Source organism: Sphingomonas sp. (assembly GCF_019746665.1).
Lineage (GTDB): Bacteria > Pseudomonadota > Alphaproteobacteria > Sphingomonadales > Sphingomonadaceae > Sphingomonas.
In genome coordinates this window covers 114864-141184 of record NZ_JAIERS010000012.1, presented here as the reverse complement: position 1 = coordinate 141184, position 26321 = coordinate 114864, and the positions used below count along the sequence as shown (strand labels likewise).

At 67.3% G+C, this 26321-nt stretch carries 29 protein-coding genes; 21 read left to right on the top strand and 8 right to left on the bottom strand.

Annotated elements, in window-relative coordinates; all coding sequences use genetic code 11:
• Position 1: 1 nt before the first annotated feature.
• The gene (pspA, locus tag K2X73_RS09020) at positions 2-670 is read right to left on the bottom strand and encodes a phage shock protein PspA (RefSeq protein WP_294110089.1); all 669 of its coding nucleotides are present in this window, start codon (positions 668-670) and stop codon (positions 2-4) included.
• Positions 671-746: 76 nt separating this feature from the next.
• Positions 747-890 (bottom strand): hypothetical protein, encoded by a 144-nt coding sequence (locus tag K2X73_RS09015; protein ID WP_294110088.1) that lies wholly within the window; start codon positions 888-890, stop codon positions 747-749.
• Positions 891-1073: 183 nt separating this feature from the next.
• Here K2X73_RS09015 and pspF point away from each other — a divergent pair, with 183 nt between their 5' ends.
• Positions 1074-2114 (top strand): phage shock protein operon transcriptional activator, encoded by a 1041-nt coding sequence (gene pspF, locus K2X73_RS09010; protein ID WP_294110087.1) that lies wholly within the window; start codon positions 1074-1076, stop codon positions 2112-2114.
• A gap of 81 nt (positions 2115-2195) precedes the next feature.
• Positions 2196-2804, top strand: a complete 609-nt coding sequence (locus K2X73_RS09005; RefSeq protein ID WP_294110086.1) for a superoxide dismutase — start codon at positions 2196-2198, stop codon at positions 2802-2804.
• Between the two features lie 127 nt (positions 2805-2931).
• Here K2X73_RS09005 and ispZ read toward each other — a convergent pair whose 3' ends face one another.
• From ispZ to K2X73_RS08985, 4 genes are all read right to left on the bottom strand, one after another.
• Positions 2932-3576, bottom strand: coding sequence for a septation protein IspZ (gene ispZ / locus K2X73_RS09000; protein WP_294110085.1), 645 nt, complete (start codon positions 3574-3576; stop codon positions 2932-2934).
• A gap of 25 nt (positions 3577-3601) precedes the next feature.
• The gene (gene ftsY / locus K2X73_RS08995; RefSeq protein WP_294110084.1) at positions 3602-4522 is read right to left on the bottom strand and encodes a signal recognition particle-docking protein FtsY; all 921 of its coding nucleotides are present in this window, start codon (positions 4520-4522) and stop codon (positions 3602-3604) included.
• Complete coding sequence (gene mtaB / locus K2X73_RS08990; RefSeq protein ID WP_294110083.1) at positions 4519-5766, bottom strand: tRNA (N(6)-L-threonylcarbamoyladenosine(37)-C(2))-methylthiotransferase MtaB; 1248 nt, start codon at positions 5764-5766, stop codon at positions 4519-4521. The genes ftsY and mtaB overlap by 4 nt, the downstream gene beginning before the upstream one ends.
• Positions 5767-5832: 66 nt before the next feature.
• Positions 5833-7410 carry a GGDEF and EAL domain-containing protein gene (locus tag K2X73_RS08985; protein ID WP_294110082.1) on the bottom strand — a complete coding sequence of 526 codons (1578 nt, stop codon included), beginning with the start codon at positions 7408-7410 and terminating at the stop codon, positions 5833-5835.
• Positions 7411-7619: 209 nt separating this feature from the next.
• Between K2X73_RS08985 and ffh the strand changes: the two genes are divergently transcribed.
• The 11 genes from ffh to K2X73_RS08930 all read left to right on the top strand — a co-directional run bounded on the left by ffh (position 7620) and on the right by K2X73_RS08930 (position 15954).
• Entirely contained in the window at positions 7620-9098 is a 1479-nt protein-coding gene (gene ffh, locus K2X73_RS08980; RefSeq protein WP_294110081.1) for a signal recognition particle protein, read from the top strand.
• Between the two features lie 26 nt (positions 9099-9124).
• On the top strand, positions 9125-9511 hold the full coding sequence (rpsP, locus tag K2X73_RS08975; RefSeq protein WP_294110080.1) for a 30S ribosomal protein S16: 387 nt from the start codon (positions 9125-9127) through the stop codon (positions 9509-9511).
• Between the two features lie 51 nt (positions 9512-9562).
• Positions 9563-9718 (top strand): hypothetical protein, encoded by a 156-nt coding sequence (locus tag K2X73_RS08970; RefSeq protein WP_294110079.1) that lies wholly within the window; start codon positions 9563-9565, stop codon positions 9716-9718.
• A gap of 16 nt (positions 9719-9734) precedes the next feature.
• Positions 9735-10193, top strand: coding sequence for a ribosome maturation factor RimM (gene rimM, locus K2X73_RS08965; RefSeq protein ID WP_294110078.1), 459 nt, complete (start codon positions 9735-9737; stop codon positions 10191-10193).
• A gap of 81 nt (positions 10194-10274) precedes the next feature.
• Positions 10275-10865 carry a hypothetical protein gene (locus K2X73_RS08960; RefSeq protein ID WP_294110077.1) on the top strand — a complete coding sequence of 197 codons (591 nt, stop codon included), beginning with the start codon at positions 10275-10277 and terminating at the stop codon, positions 10863-10865.
• A complete protein-coding gene (locus K2X73_RS08955) occupies positions 10847-11665 on the top strand; it encodes a TIGR04222 domain-containing membrane protein (protein ID WP_294110076.1) in 819 nt (272 codons plus the stop codon). Before K2X73_RS08960 ends, K2X73_RS08955 begins: the two co-directional genes overlap by 19 nt.
• A 53-nt stretch (positions 11666-11718) precedes the next feature.
• The gene (locus K2X73_RS08950; protein WP_294110075.1) at positions 11719-11991 is read left to right on the top strand and encodes an AbrB/MazE/SpoVT family DNA-binding domain-containing protein; all 273 of its coding nucleotides are present in this window, start codon (positions 11719-11721) and stop codon (positions 11989-11991) included.
• Positions 11984-12361, top strand: a complete 378-nt coding sequence (locus tag K2X73_RS08945; RefSeq protein WP_294110074.1) for a type II toxin-antitoxin system VapC family toxin — start codon at positions 11984-11986, stop codon at positions 12359-12361. The genes K2X73_RS08950 and K2X73_RS08945 overlap by 8 nt, the downstream gene beginning before the upstream one ends.
• Positions 12358-13086 carry a tRNA (guanosine(37)-N1)-methyltransferase TrmD gene (gene trmD / locus K2X73_RS08940; protein ID WP_294110073.1) on the top strand — a complete coding sequence of 243 codons (729 nt, stop codon included), beginning with the start codon at positions 12358-12360 and terminating at the stop codon, positions 13084-13086. Before K2X73_RS08945 ends, trmD begins: the two co-directional genes overlap by 4 nt.
• A 2-nt stretch (positions 13087-13088) precedes the next feature.
• Entirely contained in the window at positions 13089-13460 is a 372-nt protein-coding gene (gene rplS, locus K2X73_RS08935) for a 50S ribosomal protein L19 (RefSeq protein ID WP_294110072.1), read from the top strand.
• Between the two features lie 283 nt (positions 13461-13743).
• A complete protein-coding gene (locus K2X73_RS08930; RefSeq protein WP_294110071.1) occupies positions 13744-15954 on the top strand; it encodes a S9 family peptidase in 2211 nt (736 codons plus the stop codon).
• A gap of 25 nt (positions 15955-15979) precedes the next feature.
• Here the strand turns inward: K2X73_RS08930 and K2X73_RS08925 are convergent, their stop codons facing one another.
• Positions 15980-16897, bottom strand: coding sequence for a glycoside hydrolase family 75 protein (locus tag K2X73_RS08925; RefSeq protein ID WP_294110070.1), 918 nt, complete (start codon positions 16895-16897; stop codon positions 15980-15982).
• Between the two features lie 164 nt (positions 16898-17061).
• Between K2X73_RS08925 and K2X73_RS08920 the strand changes: the two genes are divergently transcribed.
• Genes K2X73_RS08920 through K2X73_RS08910 form a run of 3 tightly spaced genes read left to right on the top strand, consistent with a single transcriptional unit; the run spans position 17062 to position 20697 of the window.
• Complete coding sequence (locus tag K2X73_RS08920) at positions 17062-18090, top strand: aspartate-semialdehyde dehydrogenase (RefSeq protein WP_294110069.1); 1029 nt, start codon at positions 17062-17064, stop codon at positions 18088-18090.
• Between the two features lie 14 nt (positions 18091-18104).
• Positions 18105-18857, top strand: a complete 753-nt coding sequence (locus tag K2X73_RS08915; protein WP_294110068.1) for an alpha/beta fold hydrolase — start codon at positions 18105-18107, stop codon at positions 18855-18857.
• A gap of 46 nt (positions 18858-18903) precedes the next feature.
• Positions 18904-20697, top strand: a complete 1794-nt coding sequence (locus K2X73_RS08910; RefSeq protein WP_294110067.1) for a M2 family metallopeptidase — start codon at positions 18904-18906, stop codon at positions 20695-20697.
• A 56-nt stretch (positions 20698-20753) separates the two neighbouring features.
• Here the strand turns inward: K2X73_RS08910 and K2X73_RS08905 are convergent, their stop codons facing one another.
• Positions 20754-21110, bottom strand: a complete 357-nt coding sequence (locus K2X73_RS08905) for a hypothetical protein (protein ID WP_294110066.1) — start codon at positions 21108-21110, stop codon at positions 20754-20756.
• Between the two features lie 140 nt (positions 21111-21250).
• Between K2X73_RS08905 and rpmE the strand changes: the two genes are divergently transcribed.
• From rpmE to K2X73_RS08880, 5 genes are all read left to right on the top strand, one after another.
• Complete coding sequence (rpmE, locus tag K2X73_RS08900; protein WP_294110065.1) at positions 21251-21481, top strand: 50S ribosomal protein L31; 231 nt, start codon at positions 21251-21253, stop codon at positions 21479-21481.
• A 76-nt stretch (positions 21482-21557) separates the two neighbouring features.
• Positions 21558-21890 (top strand): hypothetical protein, encoded by a 333-nt coding sequence (locus tag K2X73_RS08895; protein ID WP_294110064.1) that lies wholly within the window; start codon positions 21558-21560, stop codon positions 21888-21890.
• A 198-nt stretch (positions 21891-22088) separates the two neighbouring features.
• Positions 22089-23732, top strand: a complete 1644-nt coding sequence (locus K2X73_RS08890) for an ABC transporter ATP-binding protein (protein WP_294110063.1) — start codon at positions 22089-22091, stop codon at positions 23730-23732.
• Positions 23722-24786, top strand: a complete 1065-nt coding sequence (locus K2X73_RS08885) for an HlyD family efflux transporter periplasmic adaptor subunit (RefSeq protein ID WP_294110062.1) — start codon at positions 23722-23724, stop codon at positions 24784-24786. Before K2X73_RS08890 ends, K2X73_RS08885 begins: the two co-directional genes overlap by 11 nt.
• Complete coding sequence (locus K2X73_RS08880; RefSeq protein WP_294110061.1) at positions 24783-26264, top strand: TolC family protein; 1482 nt, start codon at positions 24783-24785, stop codon at positions 26262-26264. The genes K2X73_RS08885 and K2X73_RS08880 overlap by 4 nt, the downstream gene beginning before the upstream one ends.
• Positions 26265-26321 lie beyond the last annotated feature (57 nt).

The window sequence follows — 26321 nt, the reverse complement described above, 5'->3', positions numbered from 1 at the left end:
CTCAGCCGTCCTTGCCCATCCGCGCCTTCAGCGCGGCGAGTTCGGCCTCGACCTTGTCGGTCGCGCGGAGTTCGGCGATTTCCTCCTCCAGCGTCTTGGGCGCGGCGCCCAGCCCAGCGGCATCGGCGCGGCCCTCGGCCATGTCGACCCGGCGCTCGAGCGTTTCGAAGCGGCTGAACGCATCCTGCATCTTCACTCCGGCATAAAGGTCACGCATCCGGTAGCGATTCTGCGCCGATTCCAGCCGCGCGGCGATCGAATTCTCGCGGGTGCGGGCCTCGCGCAGCTTGGTCTGCAGCTTGGTGATGTCGTCCTCGGCGGCCTTCAGCGTTTCGTCCAGCAGGGCGATTTCGCTGTGGAGCTGCTCGCACATATCGGCCGACTTCTGCTTTTCGACCAGCGCGGCCTTCGCCAGATCGTCACGGCCCTTGGACAGCGCCAGCTCGGCCTTTTCGGTCCAGTTCGCCTGGAGCTGTTCGAGCTTGGCGATGTGGCGGCGCATTTCCTTCTGGTCGGCGATGGTGCGCGCGGCCGAGGCGCGAACCTCGATCAGCGTTTCCTCCATCTCGACGATGATCATGCGGATCATCTTGCGGGGGTCTTCGGCCCGGTCGAGCAGATCGGTGACGTTGGCGGCGATGATGTCGCGGGTGCGGGAAAAAATACCCATTGGTCACTCCTTGAGGAACTTGAAAAAGCCGGGGCGGCGAGGGGCGCGCCGCCCCGGCAGGGTGCGTCGCCGGGGCCTAGGCGACGAACGTGGAAGCAGTGGCGGTGGCGGGCGCGATGCCGAACTCGGCAGGGCCGACGGCGCTCAGCAGGAACACCGCGCTCAGCGCCGCGGCGAACAGCGCGGCAGTCGCATGGCGGAAGGATTTGGTCAGGGTCATCTTTCGTCTCCCGTGTCATTCTGATGCTGCCCGGTGGCAGATGCCAACTGCATTGCACGCGCCGTGCCAAACCGAATTATCGCCTCTTTTCCGTGATTTGCCATGATTGAGCTTGGCGAATTGGCGATTTTTGCTTGCCAAGAATTGGGGTTTTGCACCAAGCTTTGGGAAAAGGGGGTGAGGGTGGACCGCCAGACCCAAGTGATCGGCCAATCAAGCGCGTTTCTGGACGTGCTGAAACATGCCAGCCGTGCCGCGGCGCTCGATCGCCCGGTGCTGGTGATCGGCGAGCGCGGCACCGGCAAGGAGCTGGTCGCCGAGCGCCTCCACCGCCTCTCCCCACGCTGGGACGCGCCGCTCATCGTGATGAACTGCGCGGCGCTTCCCGAAACGCTGATCGAAGCCGAGCTGTTCGGCCACGAAGCGGGCGCCTTCACTGGCGCGACTAAGGCGCGACCGGGCCGGTTCGAGGAAGCCGATGGCGGCACGCTGTTCCTTGATGAGCTTGGCACGCTGTCAATGGCGGCGCAGGAACGGCTGTTGCGCGCGGTGGAATATGGCGAGGTGACGCGGATCGGTTCGTCACGCCCGGTGCGCGTCGATGTCCGGATCGTGGCGGCGACCAACGAGCATCTGCCCGAGAAGGTGGAACGCCATGAGTTTCGGGCTGATCTGCTCGATCGCCTGTCGTTCGAGGTGGTGACCTTGCCGCCCTTGCGCGCTCGCGCGGGTGACGTGATGATGCTGGCTGAACATTTCGGGCGCCGCATGGCGAGTGAAATGGGCTGGGAAGACTGGCCCGGCTTCACCGAACGCGCGACCGAGGCGCTGCTTCAGCACAAATGGCCGGGCAATGTGCGCGAGTTGCGCAACGTCGTCGAGCGCGCCGTCTATCGCTGGGAGCAGGGCGGCGCGGTCGACGAGATCATCTTCGATCCCTTCCTATCGCCCTATCGCCCCGCGCCGATGCCGGGGGCGGCGAGCGCGCCGGCAGTAGCGCTCGCACCTTCCGAGCCATTGGTGATCGCCGACGCGCCGCCGCCGTGCGATCCCGACGCCCCCATGGACTTCAAGAGCCAGGTCGCGCGGTTCGAACAACAGATACTGGCCAAGGCACTTAGCCAGCACCGTTTCAACCAGCGCGCGACCGCCGAGGCACTGGGGCTGAGCTACGACCAGCTCCGCCACGCGCTGCGCCGGCATGACATGCTGCCCGGCGGCTAGGGTTGCGCGACTCAGGCCGGGCGCCCAAGTGGGACGCGACGCTTGGGCGGCCCCAAGTGCTGTATCAGAAGGAGGAACCTCATGGCATTCGAACTCCCGCCGCTGCCCTATGATTACGAAGCGCTCGCCCCCACGATCGATGGTGAAACGATGCGCTTCCATCATGACAAGCACCACAAGGCCTACACCGACAAACTCAACGAGGGCGTGGCCAAGGACCCCGCGCTCGAGGGCAAGACGATCGAGCAGATCCTGAGCACGATCTCGTCGCAGCCGGCGCTGGTGCGCAACAATGGCGGCGGCTTTTGGAACCATGATTTCTTCTGGAAGATCATGGGTCCGAACGGCGGCGCGCCGAGCGGCAAGCTGGCCGAGGCGATCGCCACCTATGGCGGGCTCGACAAGCTGCAGGACGAGTTCAACAACCGCGGCGCGGGCCAGTTCGGCTCGGGCTGGGCCTGGATCGTCGCCGATGCGAGCGGAGCGCTCAGCGTCGGCTCGACGCCGAACCAGGACAATCCGCTGATGGATGACGTAGCGCTCAAAGGCACGCCGATCCTTGGCAACGACGTGTGGGAACACGCCTATTACCTGACCTATCGCAACGACCGTGCCGGCTATTTGAAGGCATGGTGGAACGTGGTGAACTGGGAAGAAGCCGGTCGCCGCTATGAGGCGGCCCTGGCGTAAGCTGGAGAGCCGACGAGCCCCTCCCCCTCTGGGGGAGGGGTTGGGGCGGAGGAGATATTGGCACGTTGCCCGCCCGGCAAGCACCCACGCCAAACCCCTCCCTTTGAGGGAGGGGCTTTCATTCAGATCAGCCCTTCGGCTTATCCTCCAGCTCCAGGCCATGCTTGGTCAGCATCGGCAGATTAGCTAGCGCGAAGACGAAGGTGAGGGGTATCACTCCCCAGGTCTTGAAATAGACCCAGGCGGTTTCCGAGAAGTTCAGGCGCACGACTTCGTTGGCGATCGCGAGCGCGACGAAGAAAACCATCCAGTTGATCGTCAACTTGCGCCACCCGACCGGGGACAAGCCCGGAAAGCTCTGCCCCAGCACCTGTTGCAGCAACGGCCGTCCGGTCGCGAGCCCGAAGGCAAGCAGCGCCGCGAGGATACCGTAGATGATCGTCGGCTTCATCTGGATGAAGCGCGCATCGCGGAAATAGAGCGTCAGCCCGCCGAATACGATCACCAGTACCCCGGTAAGCGCCATCATTGGTGGGATACGCTTGTAGAGCGCGACGGCGGTGATCATCGCCGCGATCATCGCGACCATGAAGGCTCCGGTCGCGACCAGCAGCTTGAACAGCGCGATGCCGGGTGCGAGATTGTACGCCAGGAAAAACAAGGCCAGCGGCCCGTAATCGAGCGCGACGTTGATCCAGGGGTTCTTCTTCGCTTCGTTATTCTCGCCGTTCAACGGCTGCTCCCATTCACGTAGTTCGGCGCCAGCCCTCATAAGTCCGGCATGGCGATAGCGCCGATTAGACCGGCCGATCTATCCCCGCGATGATCCGCGCCACTTCGCGCGCGTCGAACGGGCGCAGGTCCGCCATGCCCTCGCCGACCCCGATCGCGTGGATCGGCAGGCCGAACTGCTCGGCCGCCGCGACCAGCACGCCGCCGCGCGCAGTGCCGTCGAGCTTGGTCATGACGAGGCCGGTGACACCCGCCACCTCGCGGAAAATCTCGATCTGCGACAGGGCGTTCTGCCCGGTGGTCGCGTCGAGCACCAGCACCACGTCGTGCGGGCTCGCGGGGTTGAGGCGGCCTAGGACGCGGCGAATCTTGGCCAGCTCGTCCATCAGCTCGCGCTTGTTCTGGAGGCGCCCGGCGGTGTCGACGATCAGCGCATCGGTGCCAACCCCGGTCGCCTGCTTCACCGCCTCGAACACGACGCCGGCGGCATCGCCCCCTTCCGGCCCGCGCACGATCGGCACCCCGACGCGATCGGCCCAGGTGGCGAGCTGGCCAATCGCGGCCGCGCGGAAAGTGTCGCCGGCCGCCAGCATCACCGCATAATCCTGTTCGGTGAACAGATGCGCGAGCTTGGCGATGGTCGTGGTCTTGCCAGAGCCGTTGACGCCGATCACCAGCACGACATGCGGCCGCGGAAAGGCGCTGATTTCCAGGGGGCGCGCCACCGGCGCGAGGGTGCGCTCGATCTCCTCGGCCACGATCAGGCGGATGCCGAGTTCCTCCAGGTTGCGTTCGAAGCTGCCCTCGGCCAGGCGCGCCCGGATGCGCGCGGCGGTCGCGGGGCCGAGATCGGAGGCGATCAGCGCTTCCTCGATCTCGTCGAGCGTGGCCTCGTCGAGCTTGGCGGTGCCGAAGCTCGCCAGGTTGCCGAGCAGCCGGTCGGAAGTGCGGCGGAAGCCGCCGAGCAGCTTGTCGTGCCAGCTCATTCGGCCTCTCCCAGCAGGCGGACGCCGTCGTCGCCGGTGATGCGGACCGGGACGATCGCGCCGACCGGGGCGGGTGTTGCCAAGCGGACCTCGGCATGGTTCGGGGCATGGCCGCGGTCGCCGGGGCGCTCGATGAGCACCGCCGGGACAGTCCCGTGCTGCCCCGAGAGCCATGCCGCGCGCCGTAAAGCCGCCGCCGCGCGCAGCCGGGCAGTGCGGGACTTTACCGTGCGCGCCGGAACCTGCGGCATTCGCGCGGCGGGCGTGCCGGGGCGCGGCGAATAGGGAAAGACATGCGCGTGGACGATGTCGCCCTCGGCGATCAGGTTCAGCGTGTTCTCGAACATGGCCTCGGTTTCGGTGGGAAAGCCCGCGATCAGATCGGCGCCGATCGCGACCTCGCGCCGCGCCTTCACCCGCGCGATCACCCGCAAGGCGTCGGCGCGGGCGTGGCGGCGCTTCATCCGCTTCAGGATCAGGTCGTCGCCCGCCTGGAGCGACAGATGGAGGTGCGGCATCACCCGCGCCTCGCCAGTGATGAGTTCGAACAGCCGGTCGTCGATCTCGATCGAATCGAGCGACGACAGGCGCAGCCGTTCCAGACGGGGGACGTGGCGCAGGATGCGCTCGACCAGCGCCCCGAGCGTGGGCGCGCCGGGCAGGTCGGGGCCATAGCTCGTCAGGTCCACGCCGGTCAGCACAACCTCGCGGTGGCCGGCCTCGACCAGCCCGGCGACACGATCGACCACCGCCCCGGCGGGCGCCGAGCGGCTGTTGCCGCGCCCATAGGGGATCACGCAGAAGGTGCAGCGGTGATCGCAGCCATTCTGCACCTCGACGAAGGCGCGGACATGGCCGGCGAAGCTCGCCGCCAGATGCGGCGCGGTTTCGCGGACGCGGAAGATGTCGGCCACCTGCACCCGTTCGGGCGCGGCCCAGGCGGCGGGGCTGAGCTTCTCGCCATTGCCGATCACCCGGTCGACCTCGGGCATCGCGGCGAAGCCCGCCGGGTCGATCTGCGCGGCGCAGCCGGTGACGACAAGCTCGGCGGTGGGATGCGCGCGCCGCGCCTTGCGGATCGCCGCGCGGGTTTCGGCGACCGCGCTCTGGGTGACGGCGCAGCTGTTGACGATCACCCGCTCGCCCGCGCCCGGCCCGGCTTCCGACAGGGCACGCAAGCTCTCGCTTTCGGCGAGGTTCAGCCGGCAGCCGAGCGTGATGATGTGGGGGGCGGGGGCGGACATCGCCTGGCTCCTCTAGGGTGCCGGGCGCGCGAAGTCCATGTGGGCCGGGTGCGTCGACCGGGGGCGTCAACCGACGGCGGCGCGCGGGGCGGCGGGCAGCGCGCCGCGCAGCAGCCGGCGCTCGGCAAGCATCGTCCGCGCGGCGGCGGGGGCCATCGGCTGACCATAGAGATAGCCCTGGGCGCGCTGGCAGCCCATCGCCTTCAGCCGTTCGGCGATCGCGCCATCGCGCACCCCTTCCGCGATCACCGGCAGGTTGAGGCTTTCGGCGAGCCGCAGGATCGCGTTCACCACCGAGGCGCTGTCGCTGCTGTCGTTGAGCGTGCCGACATAGGCGCAATCGATCTTCAGCCGATCGAGCGGCAGCGCGCGCAGGTGCGAGAGCGACGAGTAGCCCGTGCCGAAATCATCGAGCACCAGCTTCACCCCCTGCTCCTTCAGGCTGGTGAGGGTGGACTGGGCGAGCGGCAGGTTGTCGATCAGCGCCGCCTCGGTGATCTCCAGCTCCAGCCGGTGGGCGGGGAAGCCGGTTTCGGTGAGCAGCTTCACGATCTTCTGGGCGAGCCATGCGTCCTTCAACTGCGCCGGCGACAGGTTCGCCGCCACGCTCAACTCCGCGTCCCAGTCGCGCGCCTGCGCGAAGGCCTGGAGCATCAACGCCAGCGAAAGCTGGTCGATCAAACCGCTTTCCTCGGCGATCGGGATGAAGCGATCGGGCGTCAGCGGCGGCTGGTTGGGCCGTTCCCAGCGCGCGAGCGCCTCGAAGCCGGTGAGCGCCCCGGTCGTGAGATCCACTTGCGGCTCGAAATAGGGCACGATCTCGTGCCGGGGAATCGCGACGCGCAGCGCCCGCTCGACCGCGTTGCGCGCTTCCAGCTCGCGCGCCATCGCCGCCTCGAACCAGATGATCGGGGCCGATTCCGCGCTCTTCGCGGCCGCCAGCGCGATGCTCGCCGCGCGGATGAGGGAATCGACCTGCCAGCCGGCAGCGTCGCTGCGCGCGATGCCGATCGCCGCCTCCACCTGAAGCGGCCGGCCATCGACCTGGAACGGTTCGGCGAGCCGCGCGGCGAGCCGCTCGGCGAAGCGATCGACGGTTTCGGGATAGCTTGGCTCGACCGGCAACAGGCACGCGAATTCGGTGCCCGACAGCCGCGCGACCGGCGCGCCATGCGGCGATGCCTCGACCACTTCGCTGGCGATCGCCTTCACCAGCGCGTCGCCTACCGCATGGCCGTGCAGATCGTTCACCCGTTTGACGCGGTCGATATCGATCAGCACCAGCGCCGCCAGCCGGTTGCGCGCGCGCGCCTGGGCGATCGCGGCGGCGCCCGCCTCGCCGAACGCGCGGCGGGCGAGCAGGCCGGTCAAGGCATCATGCCCCGCGACCAGCGCGCGCGTCTGCGCCGCCTTCAACTCCTCGACCAGCACCCGCTGGCGGCGCCAGCCGAGCAGGATCAAGGCGATGTTGAGCAGCAGCGCGATCGTCAGCCCGCGATCGAGCGACGCGCCGTGCTGGCTGCGCGCGAAAGCGAGCGAGAGTACCGCGCTCGCCGTCGCCACGAACACCAGGATGGCCAGCAGGGTGATGCCGGTCGTCAACTGGCCAAGCGGGCGGGCGATCCGAGGGGGAGGCGTGATCATGCGCAGCCATTCTTGCCACGCTGGCGGTCAATGGCCGGTTAAAGCCGCCCCATTGCAAAGCGACACGTTTTGGATTAGGCGCCGCCGCCTGACCGTTTCCATGCGAAACGCTGGACGCGCGTCCAAATGGCGCGCACACGCTGGCCGACGAGGTTTCGTCCGCCGGCGTTTCTTGCGTTTGGCGCGGGGCCGGCTCGGCAGGAGTGATTATGTTCGAAAGTCTCAGCGATCGCCTTGGCGGCGTGTTCGATCGGCTTCGGGGGCGCGGCGCGCTGACCGAGGCGGACGTGCGCGCGGCGATGCGCGAGGTGCGGATCGCCCTGCTCGAAGCCGATGTCGCGCTGCCGGTCGCGCGTGATTTCGTCGACAAGGTGACCGAGCAGGCGGTTGGCCAGCAGGTGCTGCGCTCGGTCACGCCGGGGCAGCAGGTCGTCAAGATCGTCAACGACGCTCTCGCCGAGATGCTCGGCGGCGGCGAGGTCGGGCTCGAGATCGACGTTACCCCGCCGGCGATCGTGATGCTGGTCGGCCTGCAAGGCTCGGGCAAGACGACGACCACCGCCAAGCTCGCCAAGCGGCTGGCGGGGCGTGAGCGCAAGAAGGTGCTGATGGCGTCCTTGGACGTCAACCGCCCCGCCGCGCAGGAGCAGCTGGCGACTTTGGGCAAGCAGGTCGAGGTGGCGACGCTGCCGATCGTCCCGGGCCAGCCCCCGGTCGATATCGCGCGGCGCGCGGTGCAGGCGGCGAAGCTGCAGGGCTATGACGTGCTGATGCTCGACACCGCCGGGCGGCTCCACGTCGACCAGGCGCTGATGGACGAGATGAAGGCGATCGCCGAGATCGCCCGGCCGAATGAAATCCTGCTCGTGGTCGACGCGCTCACCGGGCAGGACGCGGTGAACGTCGCGCAGAATTTCAGTTCGCAGGTGCCGCTGACCGGCGTGGTGCTCACCCGGATGGACGGCGACGCGCGCGGCGGCGCGGCGCTGTCGATGCGCGCCGTCACCGGCAAGCCGATCAAGTTCGCGGGCACGGGCGAGAAGATGGACGGGCTCGAAGCCTTCCATCCCGGCCGCGTCGCCGGGCGCATCCTGGGCATGGGCGATGTCGTCAGCCTGGTCGAGAAGGCCGCCGAGGCGATCGAGCAGGAAGATGCCGAGCGCATGGCGAAGCGGCTCGCCAAGGGCGAGTTCGACATGAACGACCTCAAGGGTCAGCTCCAGCAGATGCGCAAGATGGGCGGGCTGGGCGCGCTTGCCGGCATGATCCCGGGGATGAAGAAGGCGCAGGCCGCGATGGCCGCCGGCGCGATGGACGAGCGCATCCTGGTGCGGATGGAAGCCATGATCGGCTCGATGACGCCCAAGGAGCGCGCCAAGCCCGAACTGCTCAACGCCAAGCGCAAGATCCGCGTCGCCAAGGGCAGCGGCACCACCGTGCAGGAGGTGAACAAGCTGCTGAAGATGCACCAGGACATGGCCACCGCGATGAAGCGCCTGAAGAAGATGGGCGGCATCAAGGGGATGATGGCGATGCTCGGCAAGGGCGGCATGGGCGGGCTGGGCAACGCGCTCGGCGGCCCGGACCTGGGCGAGATGATGGGCCAGGCCGATGGCGTGCCCGGCCTGCCCGGGATGCCCAAGCTGCCGCCGGGCTTTCAGAATTTCATGAAGACCAAGAAGAAATAACTCCAGATTATTGAAAAGGAAGAATAATGGCACTCAGCATTCGTCTGTCGCGTGGTGGCTCGAAGAAGCGCCCCTATTACCGCATCGTCGTCGCCGACGCGCGCGCGCCGCGTGACGGCCGCTTCATCGAGAAGATCGGCAGCTTCAACCCCCTGCTCGCCAAGGACAGCCCCGAGCGCGTGAAGCTCGAGGCCGAGCGCGCCGCGCACTGGCTGAAGATGGGCGCGCAGCCGACCGATCGCGTCGCGCGCTTCCTCGACGCCGCCGGCCTGCGCGAGCGCCCCGCGCGCAACAACCCCAAGAAGGCGGAGCCCGGCGAAAAGGCCAAGGAGCGCGCCGAGGAGCGCGCGGCCAAGCTCGCCGCCGCCCAGGAAGCGGCCAACGCCCCGGCCGAGGAAGCCGCCGAGGCGTGAGGCGATTGAGCGGCATCATGCGTTCGCCTGGCAACGCCCAAGGAGCGCATGATGCCAGCCGATCCCAAACAAGCCCCGCCGCCTTCGGAAACCGAGCGTGACGCGCCCGGCCAGACCCAGATCAACCCGACCGGCGTCTCGGCCGAAGGGCCCGCCGAGGGCGACGACGCCGCGCCCGAACCCGACCCCGGCTCTCCCCGGGGGTGAGGGCGCGCGCGAGGTCGTGCTCGCCGCGGTGATCGGCGCGCACGGGCTTGCGGGCGAGGTTCGGCTGAAGCGCTTCGCCGATGATCTCGGTGCCTATCGCGTCTTCAATGGCGGCGCGCTGACGCTCGTCGGCTTGCGCGAGGGGCCGAACGGCGCGATCGCCCGCTTCGCCGAAGTGGGCGACCGCAACGCCGCCGAGGCCCTGCGCGGCACCCAGCTCACCGTCCCGCGCAGCGCGCTACCGCCGCTGGGGGAGGGGGAATATTATCACGTCGACCTGATCGGGCTGGCGGTGGAAACCGATGCTGGGCTCGCGGTCGGCCGCGTGGTCGCGGTGGAGAATTTCGGCGCGGGCGACGTGATCGAGATCGAGCGCGATGGCGGCGGCCGCTTCATGGTGCCGATGCGACCCGAGGCGGTGATCGCGTGGGACGAGGCGCGGCTGGTGGTGACGGCGGCGTTCGCCGAGGGATGACGCGGATCGGTCGCGGTAACGGGAACGATCTGCCATCGCCCATCGCTTGACAAATAACTCCTACTGATCTAGTAGGAATACATGCCTGCGGCCGATCCACGGTCTGCCCTTCTCGACCACCCTGTGTGGCAGGCGCTCTCGCATTACATCATCGGCCCCCAGGGCGCCGCGTTCGGCTTCGCCGATCGGCTCGCGCGTGAAAATGGCTGGAAACCCGCATTCGCCGCGCGGGTGATCGAGGAATATAAGCGTTTTTGCTTCCTCGCCGTCACCGTTGGGCGCGAGCTGACGCCGTCCGACGCGGTCGATCAGGCGTGGCACCTGCACCTTACTTACACCCGCGATTATTGGGAGCGTTTCTGCCCGCAGGTGCTGGGCCGCGCGCTCCACCATGGCCCGACCGCGGGCGGGGCTGCGGAGGGGCACCGCTTCTTCAGCCAATATGCCGATACGCTCGCGGCGTATGAAGCCGCGTTCGGCACGCTGCCCCCGGCGGACATCTGGCCCAATGCGCGCCGCCGGCTGCTCCACGATCCGCGCGCCCGCCGCGTCCACCCGCGCCAGGCGCTGATCGTGCCGCGCTGGGTGGTGCGTGTCGCGGCGTCGCTCGTGGTGGTCGCGCTGGGCGTAATGTGGTGGCGTTGGAGGGAAATATGGGCATTTTTGACCTGACCGGGCGTCCATTCCTGTTGCTGTACGCGGCGCTGTTCGTCGGCGCGCTGATCGCGAGCATCCTCATCCCGCGCTGGCTGCGTGCCGAAGGGCGCGCGCCAGCGGGGCTCGATGTCGAGGGTCTCGCTTATCTCGCGGGCGGAGCGGGGCGCTATGTCGACGCGGTGATGGCGCGCCTGCTCGCCGCGCGCGACGTGGCGATGGAGGCGGGCGGCAAGGTGCGCGTGCTCGCGCCGGCGGCGGGTCGCGGGGCGCCCGATCGGGCGGTGCTGCTACTCGACACGCCCGCCCCGTGGCACAAAGTCAGCGCGACGCTCGCCCGCCAGGCCGCGAGGGTCGAGGCGCGGTTGGTCGAGGCCGGATTGTTGATCCACCGCGCAGGCGCTCTGCAACTGCGTTTCTGGGCGATCGCCCCCTGGCTGGCTCTGCTCGCGATCGGCGCGACCAAGTGGGAGATCGGCCGGCTGCGCGACAAGCCGGTCGGCATCCTCACCTTCTTCCTGATCGTCACCGTGTTCGCGCTGGTGGTGCGCTTCGCCAGCGTCGATCGCCGTACCCGCGCCGCGCTCGACCTGCTGCGGCGCGAGCGTGACGGGCGCGAGCGGCTGCGCCGCGCGCCGCGTGCCGAGGAGATGCCGCTCGCGGTCGCGCTCTACGGCACCGGCGTGCTCGCGGCGTCCGAGTTCGGCGCCTATCACGCGCTGCGGGCGCAGGGCGGTGGCGATGCCGGCGTCAGCGCCGACAGCGGGAGCGGCGGCAGCGGCTGCGGTGGCGGCGGCTGTGGGGGGTGCGGCAGCTGAGCTTGTCGGGTTCGGCGTTCCGCCATATATCCGGCGGACCAACGGAGGCGACGATGGGCCGGGAATATCGCGCGAAAGTTTTCAGATCGGGCGACGCACTGGCGCTAATGCTGCCGGAGGCGCTCGGCCTTAAGGAGGGCGCGGAGATGCGTGTGCGCGAGGACGCCCAGGGTGGTTTCACCGTCGAGCCGGCGACCAAAGAGGGCAAGATCGATCTGACGGGCATCGCCGGTTCGATCCCTGGCCTCAAGCCTCTGACGCGCGAGGATCGCGAGATCGAGGAGCGCGAGCTTGATTGGGCGTTAAAACGGATGCGGCGTGACTGACGCCCGCTTTTTGCTCGACTCGAACATCTGCATTTATATTCTCGACGATGCTCATTCCATGGCGGCCGAACGGTTGCAGCTTTGCGACTCCGGGGAGGCTGTGGTTTCCTCGACCACCTATGCCGAAGTGGCGCTCGGCATTCCCCGCACGCCTGATGCACTCACTGGCTTTGCTGCTTTGTTCGAGGTTGTTCCGGTTATCGCGATCGATCGGGCAGCGGCCTGGCAATACGCGCTCTTGCCCTTCAAACGCGCGCGGTTCGATCGGCTGGTCGCCGCCCATGCCTTGGCGCTCGACCTGACGCTCGTCACCAACGATACGACGGACTTCGTCGACATTCCCGGCCTTAAGCTGGAAAACTGGACATGACCTTCGCCGCCACCGTTCTGACGCTTTACCCGGAGATGTTCCCCGGGCCGCTGGGGCTGTCGCTCGCTGGGCGCGCGCTCGCGGAAGGGCGCTGGTCGCTCGACACCGTCCAGATCCGCGATTTCGCGACCGACAAGCATCGCAGCGTCGATGATACACCGGCCGGGGGTGGCGCCGGCATGGTGCTGCGCGCCGATGTCGTGGCTGCCGCGTTCGATAGCGTGGCGGACGCACGCCCGGCGATCGCGCTTACGCCGCGCGGGAGCCCGCTCACCCAGGCACGGGTCCGCGACCTGGCGGCGGGGCCGGGCGTGGTGCTGCTCTGCGGCCGGTTCGAAGGGTTCGACGAACGCCTGTTCGAGGCACGCGCGATCGAGCCGGTCTCGATCGGCGACTATATCCTGTCCGGCGGCGAAATGGGCGCGCTGGCGCTCCTCGACGCTTGCATTCGGCTGCTGCCGGGCGTAATGGGCGCGCCTTCTAGCGGGGATGACGAGAGCTTCGAGACGGGGCTGCTCGAATATCCGCATTATACCCGCCCCGTTGAATGGGAAGGGCGCACGATCCCTGAAGTGCTGCGATCGGGGGATCATGCGAAGATCGCCGCCTGGCGCAAGGCCATGGCGGCGAGCGATACACGGCTAAGGCGGCCGGACCTTTGGGAGCGCCATGAGGGTGCTCGGGTCGGGTCGCCCTCTGGCGCGCGGCGACCTGAGGGACGTTGACGATGAACATTATTCAGCAGATCGAAGCCGAGCAGATCGCGAAGCTCACCGCCGCCCGCAAGATCCCCGAATTCCGCCCCGGCGACACGCTGCGCGTTGGCGTGAAGGTGGTCGAAGGCGATCGCACTCGCGTGCAGGCCTATGAAGGCGTCTGCATCGCGCGCGCCAACAAGGGCATGGGCAGCAACTTCACGGTGCGCAAGATTTCATTCGGCGAGGGCGTCGAGCGCGTTTTCCCGCTCTATTCGCCGAACATCGATTCGATCGAGGTGGTGCGCCGGGGCGTGGTGCGCCGCGCGAAGCTCTATTATCTGCGCGGTCGCCGCGGCAAGTCGGCGCGCATCGCCGAGCGCCGCGAGACCAAGGGCGAGTAAGCCTTTCGCTGCGGATTTAGGTTGCAGGCGGCGCGGGGAGCGATCCTCGCGCCGTTTTTGCGTTGCGATGTGGGGTGTTCGAAACGCGATCTGTCACCCGGGACTTGCTCCGGGGTCCACCGGGGCGCTCGCTCTGCCGGCGTAAACCCTGGCGCAGCGGCGGATGCCGGAACAAGTCCGGCATGACGGATTTTCTTTCGCAATCGCCGCTGGTCCATGGCTCTTTACCTCGGCCCTTCCCGTCGCGATAACGCGCGCCAAATGCGCGACAGGGAGAGCGACAATGCGGGGGTTGATCGGGGCGGCGAGCGCGGTGGCGCTCGCTTGGAGTGGTGCTGCCTTGGCTGAGGAAGCCCCCAGGCTCACCCTGCAGCGCGTCTTCGCCAGCCCCGAACTCGCCGGCCCGGCGCCGCGCGCGGTGCGGCTTTCGCCCGATGGCGCGCTGCTCACCTCGCTCAAACCGCGCGCCGACGAGAAGGAGCGGCTCGACCTGTGGGCGCTCGACACCAAGACCGGGCGCGAATGGATGCTGGTCGATTCGAAGAAGGTCGGCTCCGGCGCCGAGCTTTCGGAGGCCGAGAAGATGCAGCGCGAGCGCGCGCGGATCGGCGGCAGCAAGGGCATCGTCGCCTATGAATGGACGCCCGACGGCAAGGCGATCCTCGTCCCGCTCGATGGTGATCTGTTCCTCGCCCGGCTCGATGGCCAGGTTGATCGGCTGACCAACTCGCCCGAGGGCGAACTGAACCCCGCGATCAGCCCCAAGGGCGGCTTCGTCAGCTTCGTGCGCGACCAGAATCTCGTCGTCCAGCCGCTCGGCGGGCAGCCGCGCGCGATCACTACGGACGGCCAGGGCAATGTCCATTGGGGCGAGGCCGAGTTCGTGGCGCAGGAGGAGATCGACCGGCGCACCGGCTATTGGTGGTCGCCCGATGACCGCCGCATCGCCGTCGAACGCTTTGACGAGACGCCGGTGGGCATCGTCACCCGCGCGGCGATCGGAGCGGACGGGACGAAGGTGGTCGATCAGCGCTACCCCGCCGCCGGCACGCCCAACGCGCTGGTCGAGCTTTACGTGATGAACCCCGATGGCAGCGCCCGGGTGAAGGTCGATCTGGGCGAGAACCCCGACATCTATCTCGCCCGGGTCGATTGGGCGCCCGATGGCAAGACGCTCTATGTCCAGCGCCAGTCGCGCGACCAGAAGACGCTCGACATGCTCGCGGTCGATCCCGCGACCGGCAAGGCCCGCGTGCTGTTCACCGAGCGCAGCGGCGCGAAGAGCTGGCTCAATCTCTCCGACGCCTATCATTTCATGAAGGACGGCTCGCTGATCTGGCGGTCGGAGCGCAGCGGCTATGGTCAGCTCTACCGCTTCAAGGAGGGGAAATGGACCGCGCTGACCCAGGGCGATTGGGTCGTCACCGCTTTGGTCGGGGTCGATGAAGCGCAGGGCAGGCTCTATCTGCTCGGCAACAAGGATGATGTGCTTGAGCAGCATCTCTATGCGCTCGATCTCGCGAAGCCGAACGCGCTCACTCGGCTGACCGAGCGCGGCTGGTGGAACGGCGCGACGATGGACGCGGCCGCCAAGCGCGTGATCGTTGCCCGCTCCAACCCCAATCAGCCGCCGCAGGTCTATCTGGCGGATACGAGCGGCAAGCGGATCGCCTGGATCAGCGAGAATGCGCTGAAGCCCGGGCACCCCTATTACCCGTTCCTCGCCCAGCATCAGGAGCGCAAATTCGGCACGCTGAAGGCCGAGGACGGCACCACGCTCTATTGGGAGATGATCACCCCCAAGCTGGAGCCGGGCAAGAAATATCCCGTGTTCTTCCAGCATTATGGCGGCCCCGGCACCGGCCAGCAGGTGACGCGCGGCTGGGGCGGGGCGCTGCAGCAATATCTCGTGAGCCAGGGTTACATCTGGTTCCAGATCGACAATCGCGGCTCGTACAATCGCGGCAAGGCGTTCGAGGACCAGATCTACCGCGCGATGGGCACGGTGGAGGTCACCGATCAGCTGGTGGGGGCCAGGTTCCTGAAGGAACAGCCGTTCGTCGACGCCAAGCGCATCGCGACGTTCGGCTGGTCCTATGGCGGCTATATGACGCTGAAGATGCTGGAAAAGGCGCCAGGCGTCTTCGCGGCGGGCATCGCCGGCGCGCCGGTGACCAAGTGGGAGCTGTACGATACCCATTATACCGAGCGCTATCTCGGCGACCCCAAGGCCGAGCCCTATGAAGCGAGCAACGCGCTTCTTGATGCGGGCAAGATCAGCGATCCACTGCTGCTGATCCACGGCATGTCGGACGACAATGTCGTGCTCGATCACTCGACCGCCTTCGCCGCGCGGATGCAGGCGCAAGGGCGCCCGTTCGAGATGATGTTCTACCCCGGCCAGACGCACCGCGTGGGCGGCCCCGGGGTGAGCGAACATCTGTGGCGGACGATCCTGGGCTTCCTCGATCGCCGGATGCCGAAGGGGGAGTGATCGCGCAAATGAGACGCCTTCGACCTTACGGGCAGAGGCGCGGCCGGGCCGAAAGATTGAACTGATCGCGCAGCCTGGTCGCCGCCTCCACGACCTGCGGCGCCATGCTGTTGCTCCGGCTGGTCAGTTGAGCCCGGCTTCCGGGGAAGATGAGATATTCATAATCGCCGCGCGGCTTTACGGCCAGAACCGCCCGGTAGTTGGCGGGTCTTGCTTCCTGCCCGGTTACCTGCTGCGCCAGGCGCAGGGTGCCCTCGCCGAGAAACTTGTTGTTGGTGTCGCCGACAATCGCCGGGAACCACTCAGCGGTGCCGGCCTTGCGCACGAGGACCAGGTCGAACAGATCGACCCCGCGCGGCTTCACCAACGCCGGCGGGACGACGATCGCCGGGATGCGGGCGGCGTCAATCCAGTGCTCGGGATCGCACACCGACACGCCGGGGTTCATCGCGCGCGCGGTTTGCGAGACGTAGAAGCCGTCATGTTCACAAGGCGTGCCACGGCTCTTGCCCGGGCGGATCGTGCCCGGTTGCAGGGCGATCGCGTAGAATTCCACATAGCTGCCATCCGCCGGCGCCCAGTTCGCCTCTCTGATCCGGCGGAATTCGGCGATCAGTTTCCCGCATTGGCGGTGGTCGAACACAAGGGCGTCCTGCGAGCCCCTGCCGCGCTTGCGGATACGGACGGCGTTGCAGATGGTGTTCAGCGCGTGGCGGGTGTTCAATTTCGGCCCGAAGAACCCCAGGTCATCGACGGCATAGGATTCCAGCGCCCCATCGGTGTTCACGTCCATATCGGCGGTGAACGTCACCAAGCCGTCGCTGGTGAGGTTGACCGAGCGCTCCTCCACTTTGCCGAGCGATCGACATGTCGGCGGCGGCGACGCCGCAAGAGCGACGAGGCACGCCGCCGCGCCCATCGCGATGATCAATCGTCGTGCCATGCTGTTGCTCCCGCGCCGCTGCAGGCTTGGCCCATGATATCATCACTCCCCCCGACACGCCATTCCGCACCGGGTGAGAGGGGGCCAGGTCGAACGATTTCGACTTCAATTTGCCATCGACCTGCCTATGGAGAACCACCAGCAACAGAAGGTTACGGCGGATAATGGCGTATCGCATCGTGGTCGCGGGCGCGACGGGCAATGTCGGGCGCGAGATGCTCAACATCCTGGCGGAGCGCGAATTCCCCATCAAGGACTTGGCGGTGCTCGCCTCGGCGCGCAGCCAGGGCGACCAGATCGAATTCGGCGATACCGGCCGGATGCTCAAGGTGCAGAATATCGAGCATTTCGATCCCGCCGGGTGGGACATCGCGCTGTTCGCGATCGGCTCCGAAGGATCGAAGCTCCACGCGCCGCGCTTCGCCGCCGCCGGCTGCACGGTGATCGACAATGCTTCGCTCTACCGCATGGACCCCGACGTGCCGCTGATCGTGCCCGAGGTGAACCCGCAGGCGATCGACGGCTATACCAAGCGCAACATCATCGCGAACCCGAACTGTTCGACCGCGCAGATGGTCGTCGCGCTGAAGCCGCTGCATGACGCGGCGGGCATCAAGCGGGTCGTCGTCTCGACCTATCAATCGGTGTCGGGCGCGGGCAAGGCGGGGATGGACGAGCTGTTCGAGCAGAGCCGCAACATCTTCGTTGGCGATCAGGCCGAGCCGCAGAAATTCACCAAGCAGATCGCGTTCAACGTGATCCCGCACATCGACAGCTTCCTGGATGATGGCTTCACCAAGGAAGAATGGAAAATGGTGGTCGAGACCAAGAAGATCCTCGATTCGAAGATCAAGGTCGTCGCCACGTGCGTGCGGGTGCCGGTGTTCGTCGGCCATTCGGAGGCGATCACGATCGAATTCGAGCGTGAAATCTCCGCCAAGCAGGCGCAGGCGATCCTGCGCGAGGCGCCGGGCGTGATGCTGGTCGATAAGCGCGAGAATGGCGGCTATGTAACGCCGGTCGAATGCGTCGGCGAATACGCCACTTATGTCAGCCGCGTCCGCGAAGACCCGACGGTCGAGAACGGTCTGGTACTGTGGTGCGTGAGCGACAATCTGCGCAAGGGCGCGGCGCTGAACGCGGTGCAGATCGCCGAGCTGCTCGGGCGGCGGCATCTGCGGAAGGCGGCTTGAGCGCTGCCCGGACCATGACCGAGGTCACTACCCACCGCTTCGCCTCGTTCGACGGACTGGAGCTTGCCTGGCACGAGCTGGGGGCGGGGCGGCCGGTGGTGCTGCTCCACGGCTTCTTTTCCGACGCGGCGACCAACTGGCTGAAATATGGCCATGCCGCCACGATCGCCGCGCGCGGGTTCCGGGTGATCATGCCCGATCTGCGCGCGCACGGGGCGAGCGCCAAGCCGCACGACGCCAGCGCCTATCCGCTCGACGTGCTCGCGCATGATGGCCTCGCGCTGGTCCGCCATCTTGGTCTCACCGACTATGATCTGGGCGGCTATTCGCTCGGCGCGCGGACCACGGTGCGGATGCTCGCGATGGGCGCAGCCCCCGCCCGCGCCGTCGTAAGCGGCATGGGCTATGAGGGCGTCCGCTCGGTCGGCCAGCGGATCGATTTCTTCCGCCGCGTGCTCACCGAGCCGGGCTTCGAGCGGGGCACGCCCGAATGGGCGGCGCAGGCATTTCTGAAGACGACCGGGGGCGACGCGGCGGCGCTCGTCCACCTGCTCGACACGTTCGTCGCGACGAGCGACGCCGAACTTGCCCGCATCGCGCAGCCGGTGCTCGTGCTCTGCGGCAGCGACGACCAGGATAATGGCTCGGCCGAGGCGCTCGCCGGCGCGCTTCCTCATGCGCGCTATCAGGCGGTGCCGGGCAACCATATGAGCGCCGTGACCACGTCCGAGCTCGGCGCGGCGATCGCCGACTTCCTCGCCGCTTGACGCCGGGCGCCGGACGGCGCCATCAAGCGCGCCGAGGGAGAGACCAATGTTCCGCACCATCAGCGCACTCGCGCTCGCCGCCGCGCTCGCCAGCCCCGCTTATGCGCAATCGACCGACGCCAACGCGACGATCCGCGACGCCGAAGCCAAGCTTGAGACGCTCGCGGTCGACGATGCGCGCGTTCAATGGGTCAACGCCACTTACATCACCGACGATACCGATGCGATCGCCGCCAAGAGTGGCGCGCAGCTCAACGCCTATGTGGTGAAGCTCGCGCTCGACGCGGCCAAGCTGCGGCAATCGCCCGGGCTCCAGCCCGATACACTGCGCAAGATCGACCTGCTCCGCACGGGGCTGCCGCTCGCGGCGCCAACCACGCCTGGCGCGGCCGAGGAACTGGCAGGGCTGGTGACCAAGATGTCGTCCAACTACGGCAAGGGCCGGGGGACGCTCGATGGCAAGCCGATCAATGGTTCCGACATCGAAGCGGCGATGGGCACGGAACGTGACCCCGCCAAGCTCAAGGAAATGTGGGTAAGCTGGCACGACAATGTCGGCGCGCCGATCCGCAAGGATTATGCGCGCGCGACGGCGCTCGCCAACGAGGGCGCGCGCGAGCTTGGCTTCCCCGACACCGGCGCGATGTGGCGTTCAAGCTATGACATGTCGCCCGAGCAGTTCGCCGCGCTCACCGACAAGCTGTGGGCGGAGGTGGAGCCACTCTACAAGGCGCTCCACACCTATGTCCGCTGGAAGCTCAACGCCAAATATGGCGACGCGGTGCAGCCCAAGACCGGGCCGATCCGCGCCGACCTGCTCGGCAATATGTGGGCCCAGGAATGGGGCAACATCTACGACGTGGTCGCCCCCGCCGGCAGCGGCGATCTCGGCTTCGACATTGGCGAGCTGCTGCAGGCCAAGGGCTATGACGCGGTGAAGATGGTAAAGGCGGGCGAGGGCTTCTATTCCTCGCTCGGCTTCGCGCCGCTGCCGGCGAGCTTCTGGGAGCGCTCGCAGATCGTGAAACCGCGCGACCGCGAGGTGATCTGCCACGCCTCCGCCTGGGACATCGACAACAAGGACGATCTGCGCATCAAGATGTGCACCAAGGTGAATAGCGACGATTTCGTCACCATCCACCATGAGCTTGGCCACAACTATTATCAGCGTGCCTATAATGCGCAGTCCTTCCTGTTCAAGAATGGCGCCAATGATGGCTTCCATGAAGCAATCGGCGATTTCGTCGCGCTGTCGATCACGCCGCAATATCTGGTGCAGATCGGGCTGCTCGACGCGGCCAAGGTGCCGAGCCCGGACAAGGATCTGGGGCTCCTACTGCGGCAGGCGATGGACAAGGTGGCGTTCCTGCCGTTCGGCCTGCTGATCGACAAATGGCGCTGGGGCGTGTTCTCGGGCGCGATCAAGCCGGGCGAGATGCAGGCGGGGTGGGATAAGCTGCGGCTGCGCTATCAGGGGGTCGTCCCGCCGGTCGCGCGCGACGAGACGCGCTTCGATCCGGGCGCGAAATACCATGTGCCGGCGGCGGTGCCCTACACCCGCTATTTCCTGGCGCGGCTGCTGCAGTTCCAATTCTACGAGGCGGCGTGCCGGCAATCGGGGTGGAAGGGGCCGCTCCACCGCTGTTCCTTCTACGGCAACAAGCAGGTCGGCGAACGGCTGAACGCGATGCTCGCGCTTGGCGCCTCCAAGCCGTGGCCGGAGGCGCTGAAGGCGTTTACGGGCACCAGCGAGATTTCGGGCAAGGCCATGCTCGCTTATTTCGCGCCGCTAAAGACCTGGCTCGACGAGCAGAACAAGGGCAAGCCGAGCGGGTGGTGAGGAGCTAGGCCGCTTCGCCCCGCGATAGGCAAAGCGGCCATACTCTTGGGGGGCTTCTAGATGATCGCCTCGGGAACACGTTCGGGAATCATATTCTCGTCGGCGATTTGCGCCGCGAACTGGTCGCTTGAGTTGCGGCCATCGACCTGGTGGGCGGGCCAGTCGTCGCTTCGGCGCGGGCTCGCGCGCTTACCACCGAGAGCATAGACGAGCGCGGCGACGCCCGCGCCAGCGGCGCCGAGCACCGCGACGGCGCCCCAGCCGTTGGTCGCGCCCGGTGGCGGCGCCTTCGCGCCACGCGCCACCGGCTCGGCGGGGCTGCGCCTGGCTTTGGGGGCCGGCTTGGCGCTCGCGGCCTTGCGTTGCGCGCGCTGCGCTTTGGGACGCGGAGTGGATTTTGCTTTGGTCGTCATCGGCGAAATCTCCATTGCTGCCGCAGCAACGCGCCAGCCGCCGGCGGGCTCCCAAACGGCATTGCGCCGCCCTGCCCCTTGTGCTAGCGGCCCGCGCTCGCACGCTGGTCGGTAACCAGCGGCACTAGGAGTCCATTCCCGTGAAGACCGACACCCATCCCGATTATCACTGGATCAAGATCCAGATGACCGACGGCACCACCTATGAGACCCGCTCGACCTGGGGCAAGGAAGGTGACGTCATGCTGCTCGAAATCGATCCCAAGTCGCACCCCGCCTGGACCGGCGGCAACCAGCGTCTGGTCGATGCGGGCGGCCAGGTCGCGCGCTTCAACAAGCGTTTCGGCGGGCTGTCGCTCGGCAAGAAGTGAGCGCCGCGCGGCACCGTAGCCGGGCCGCGCACGCTTAATCGCGCTTTAACTAAACATAGTTTAGGTTCCCCGATGCATGAAGGGAGCCTTGTTCACCGCGGAAGTCGAGCCGGCCTTGGCCAACGCCCAAGGCCGCTTTCCGCGTCCGCGACCCGAAACCGCCGCGATGCGCCGCGTGTGCGCCGTCCGCGGGCTCACCCGCAACGTTCTCACGCTGGACACGTTCGTGCCGCTGCGCACGGGTACCATGCTGTGGCTGACCCTGCCGGGCATGGCGCCGACCTTGGGCTCGGTAATCTGGGCCGAGGATTTGAGCGCTGGCTGCCTGCTTGGCAAGCCGCTGTCGCGCGATCAGTTCGATCGCCTCACCAAGCGCTCCGAAACCCCGGTGACGGCGTCGGCCCGCTGAATTTTCGCCACAAGCGCGCTCTATCGAACCGGCTGATGTCTGAGGTGTTTCGCCTTGCCGATCGCTCGGGCATTCACTAGATGGGCGCGCACGATCATTGGGGATCGTCAATCTCTGACGTATCAAAAGGGAGCAGCAGTGGCAGAGGCCGCTAAATCCGTTCGGTTCCGGGATTTTATCGGTTGGGCGCGGCCTATATTGTGGCCCGACCGCCCCTTCCTGCTGCTCGCCGCGATCTATGGCGTGGCGATCAGTCTGTTGTCGCTCGTCACCCCCATTTCGGTGCAGCTGCTCATCAACAGCATCGCCTATACCGCGCTGCCGGTGCCGCTGTTCACCCTGTCGCTGGTGATGTTCGCGTTGCTGATGACGTCGAACATCCTCAGCGCTTTTCGCACCCATTTGATGGAAATCTTCCGCCGTCGCTTCTTCGCGCGGCTGGTCGCGGAGATCACGATGCGCGCGGTGCAGGCGCGCGATCCTTTCTTCAGCGACGCCCGCCGCGCCGATCTGTTCAACCGCTATTTCGACGTGATGAACGTGCAGAAGGCGGTGCCCTCGCTGCTGATCGGGCTGTTCACGATCCTGCTGCAATCTGCGGTCGGGCTGGTGGTGACCTCGCTCTATCACCCGATCTTCCTGGCGTTCAACCTGGTGTTCATCGGCTTGGTATGGCTCGTCTGGCGGCTCTGGTCGCGCCCGGCGATGAGCGCCTCGGTGCAGCTGAGCCACGCCAAATACGACATGGCGCATTGGCTGGAGAGCGTGGGCGCCTCCAATGGCTTCTACAAGTCCAGCCGCCACATCAACTACGCGATCGCGCGCAGCGACGCGCTGAGCGAACGCTATATCCAAGCCGACCGCCGCTTCTTCGGCCACAGCTTCACCCAGAATGTGATGTTCCTGACGCTCTATGCGGCGGGCAGCGCCGGCTTGCTCGCGCTGGGCGGCTGGCTGGTGATCCAGGGGCAGCTCTCGATCGGCCAGCTGGTCGCGGCCGAGTTGATCCTGTCGAGCATCTTCTACGGCGTCGCCCAGCTTGGCCCCTATCTCGACAGCTTCTATGAACTGGTCGCGGCGTGCGAGGAACTGCACCTGTTCCACGAAGTACCGCAGGAAGCGCCCGTCTCCAGCGAACCGCTCGACCGGCTGCCCGGCGGACTGCGGCTGGCGGAGGTCGAGATCGACGATTGCCGCTTCGACTTCACGGTGCCCGAGGGCGTGCGGCTGATCGGCGCCGCCGAGCCCGATGTGAACCGCACGCTGCAACTGCTGCTGAAGCGTCACCGCAGCCCCGCGCGCGGCTTCGTGACGCTGGGGGGCGCGGACATCAGCGCGCTCGACGTGTACCAGCTGCGTTCGGAAGTGATCGTGCTCGATCGGCCGAGCATCGTCGAAACCTCGATCTTCGATTATCTCGGTCTCGCCGATGCCGATGCGACGCCGGCGATGATGATGGAAGCGCTGCGCCAGGTGGGACTGGAACAGGCGATCGGCCGCCTGCCCGAAGGCATTCATACCACCTTGTCCTCGACAGGCTGGCCGCTGGCGCTGCCGGAGGTGATGCGTCTGAAGTTCGCCGCCGCACTGCTCGCGCGGCCGCGCATCCTGATTCTGTCGCCGCTGTTCGACATGGTGCCGCGCCCTGATCTTGAGCGGATGCTCGCAGGCTTTGGTGGTGGGCTCACCAGCCTGATCTATTTCACCAACCGCACCCATCCGCCGCAGCTCGACGGCTATTTGTGGCTCGGCCGCACCGCGCAACATCAGGTCGCGAGCCAGGCCGAGTTCGACGCGCTACGCTATGCGGGCGAGCAGCGGGAGGCGCGCGATGGCCGCTAAGCCCTTGTTCCCGCAATTCACCGCGCTCCACCGGCTGCGCGTGCCGCACATTACCCGCGCGGTCGGGATCATGCTGACGATCGGCATCGTCGTGTCGGTGCTGTTCATGATCTACGTCCCCTGGCTCCAGACCAGCCAGGGCACCGGCAAGGTGATCGCGCTCGATCCGCGCGACCGCGTGACGACTATCACCGCGCTCGTCCCCGGGCGCATCGACCAATGGTATGTCACCGACGGGCAGCTGGTGAAGAAGGGCGATCCGATTGCCAAGGTCATCGACAATGATCCGCAGTTGCTCCCCCGCCTGCAGGCGCAGCGCGAGCAGACGCTCGCCGAGATCGCCTCGGTCGAACAGGCGCTCGCCACCGCCGAGCTCGACGTGAAGCGCACCAGTACCTTGTACCGCGAGGGTCTGGCGGCGCGGCGCGACTATGAACTCGCCCTGATCAAGGTGGCGGATTACAAGGCCAAGCTGGCGAGCGAGCGCGCCTCGCTCAGCACCGTCGAAATCAATCTCAACCGGCAGGACGTGCAGCTGGTGCGGGCGCCGCGCGCCGGGCGCATCCTGAACGTGACGGCGGGCGATCAGTCGACCTTGGTGAAGGCCGGCGATCCGCTCGCGACGATCGCGCCCGAAAATTCGGAGCGCGTGGTCGAGCTTTATATCGATGGCCGGGACGTGCCGCTGATCTATCCCGGCCGCCGCGCGCGGCTGGAGTTCGAGGGCTGGCCGGCGATCCAGGCGAGCGGCTGGCCGTCGGTCGCGCTCGGCGTGTTCGACGGGCGGGTGCGCTCGATCGATCCGCAGGCGTCCGCCAACGGGCTGTTCCGCGTGATCATCGAGCAGGCGCCCGATCGCAAGCCCTGGCCCAAGGAGCCGTTCGTGCGGCTGGGCGCCAAGGTTTCGGGCTGGGTGCTGATGAACCAGGTCTCGGTTGGCTATGAAATCTGGCGCCAGCTCAACGACTTCCCGCTGCAATGGGATCGCCCCGGCGACCCCAAGGCGAAGGCGCTGCCGCCCGAGCCCGATAACGGTACCGCACCCGCGAAATGAGGCGCTGGTTGTTTCTGTCCGCGCTTGCGCTCGCGTCGGCGGCACACGCGGCGGCGGGGGAGGGCGCGCCCCAGCGCCATGCCAAGCCGCGCGGCGCGGCTCCCGCGCCCGCCGTGCCGCCCCCCGCGCCTGCCCCGGCGCGGCCGGTGCTGACCTTGGGCGAGGTGCTCGCTTCCTCGGCCCGCTTCCAGCCGCAAATCCTGGAAGCGGTTGCCAAGGTTCGCTCGGCCGAGGGCAAGCGCCTTCAGGCCGAGGGCGCCTTCGATACGCAGGTGAAGGCGCAGGCCGAAGGGCGCCTGTCGGGTTTTTATGACGGCAGCTATGCCGGCGGCACGATCGAGCGCCCGATCGAGAATTGGGGCGGCAGCTATTATGGCGGCTACCGCATCTCCGGCGGGCGTTTCCCAATCTATGAGGATGAGCGCTACACCAACGTGCTTGGTGAGATCAAAGCCGGCGCCGTACTCTCGCTACTGCGCGATCGCTTCATCGACGATCGCCGCTTCAATCGGGGCAATGCCGCGCTCGATGTCGACGTGGCGGAGGCCGAGAAGCTGATCACCGCGATTTCGGTGCAGCGGCGCGCGGTGGCGGCCTATAATCTGTGGGTCGCGGCGGGGCTGCGGCTGAAGGTCTATCGCGAGCTGCTCGATCTCGCCCGCGCGCGCCAGGCCGGGCTTGAGCGGCAGGTAGAGCTTGGCGCGCGGCCGCGCATCATCCTCACTGAGCAGGCGCAGAACATCCTGCGTCGCGAAACGCTCGTCGCGCGGACCGAACAGGAGCTGGCGAACGCCGCCAACACGCTGTCGCTGTTCTGGCGCGATGCGAACGGCCAGCCGCAGCGCCCCGCTCCCGAACTGCTGCCCGATGCCTTCCCCACCATCCCGCAGCCAACCGGCGCGGCGCGGATGGCGCTGCAGGGCCGCCCCGATCTCAAGACGCTCGATCTGCGCATCGCCCAGGCGACCAACCGGCTGGAGCTTGATCGCAACCAGCTGAAGCCCCGGCTCGATCTGAAGGTGGAGGCGTCGCAGGATCTGGGGCCGGTCGGCTCGGGCGGGCGTTCGCGCAACGGATTCGAGAGCAAGGTTGGGCTGTCGTTCAGTGTCCCGCTCGAACGCCGCGCCGCCAAGGGCCGGATCGCTGCGACCACCGCAGAGATCGACGGCCTCGAACGCCGTCGCCAGACGACGCGCGAGCAGATCGCCGCCGAGATCGAGGGCATCGCGATCGACGTGCGCGCGACCGAGCGGCTGGCGCTGCTCGCCGAGGAAGAGCGCGCCCGGGCGAGCGAGATGGCCCGCGCCGAACAGCGCCGCTTCACCGAGGGCGCGAGCGACTTCTTCCTGGTGAATCTGCGCGAGGAATCGGCGGCGGACGCGGCGGTGCGGCAGTTGGACGCGCGGTTCCGCAACCTGGTGTCGAACGCCGAACTCGCGGCGGCGGCGGCGGATTTGAAGGCGTTGGGGCTGGAATAGCTTTTCTGCGCCTTCGCCAAATGCTTGCCGGCTCGCCAGCGGCGCCCCGTCGGCCTA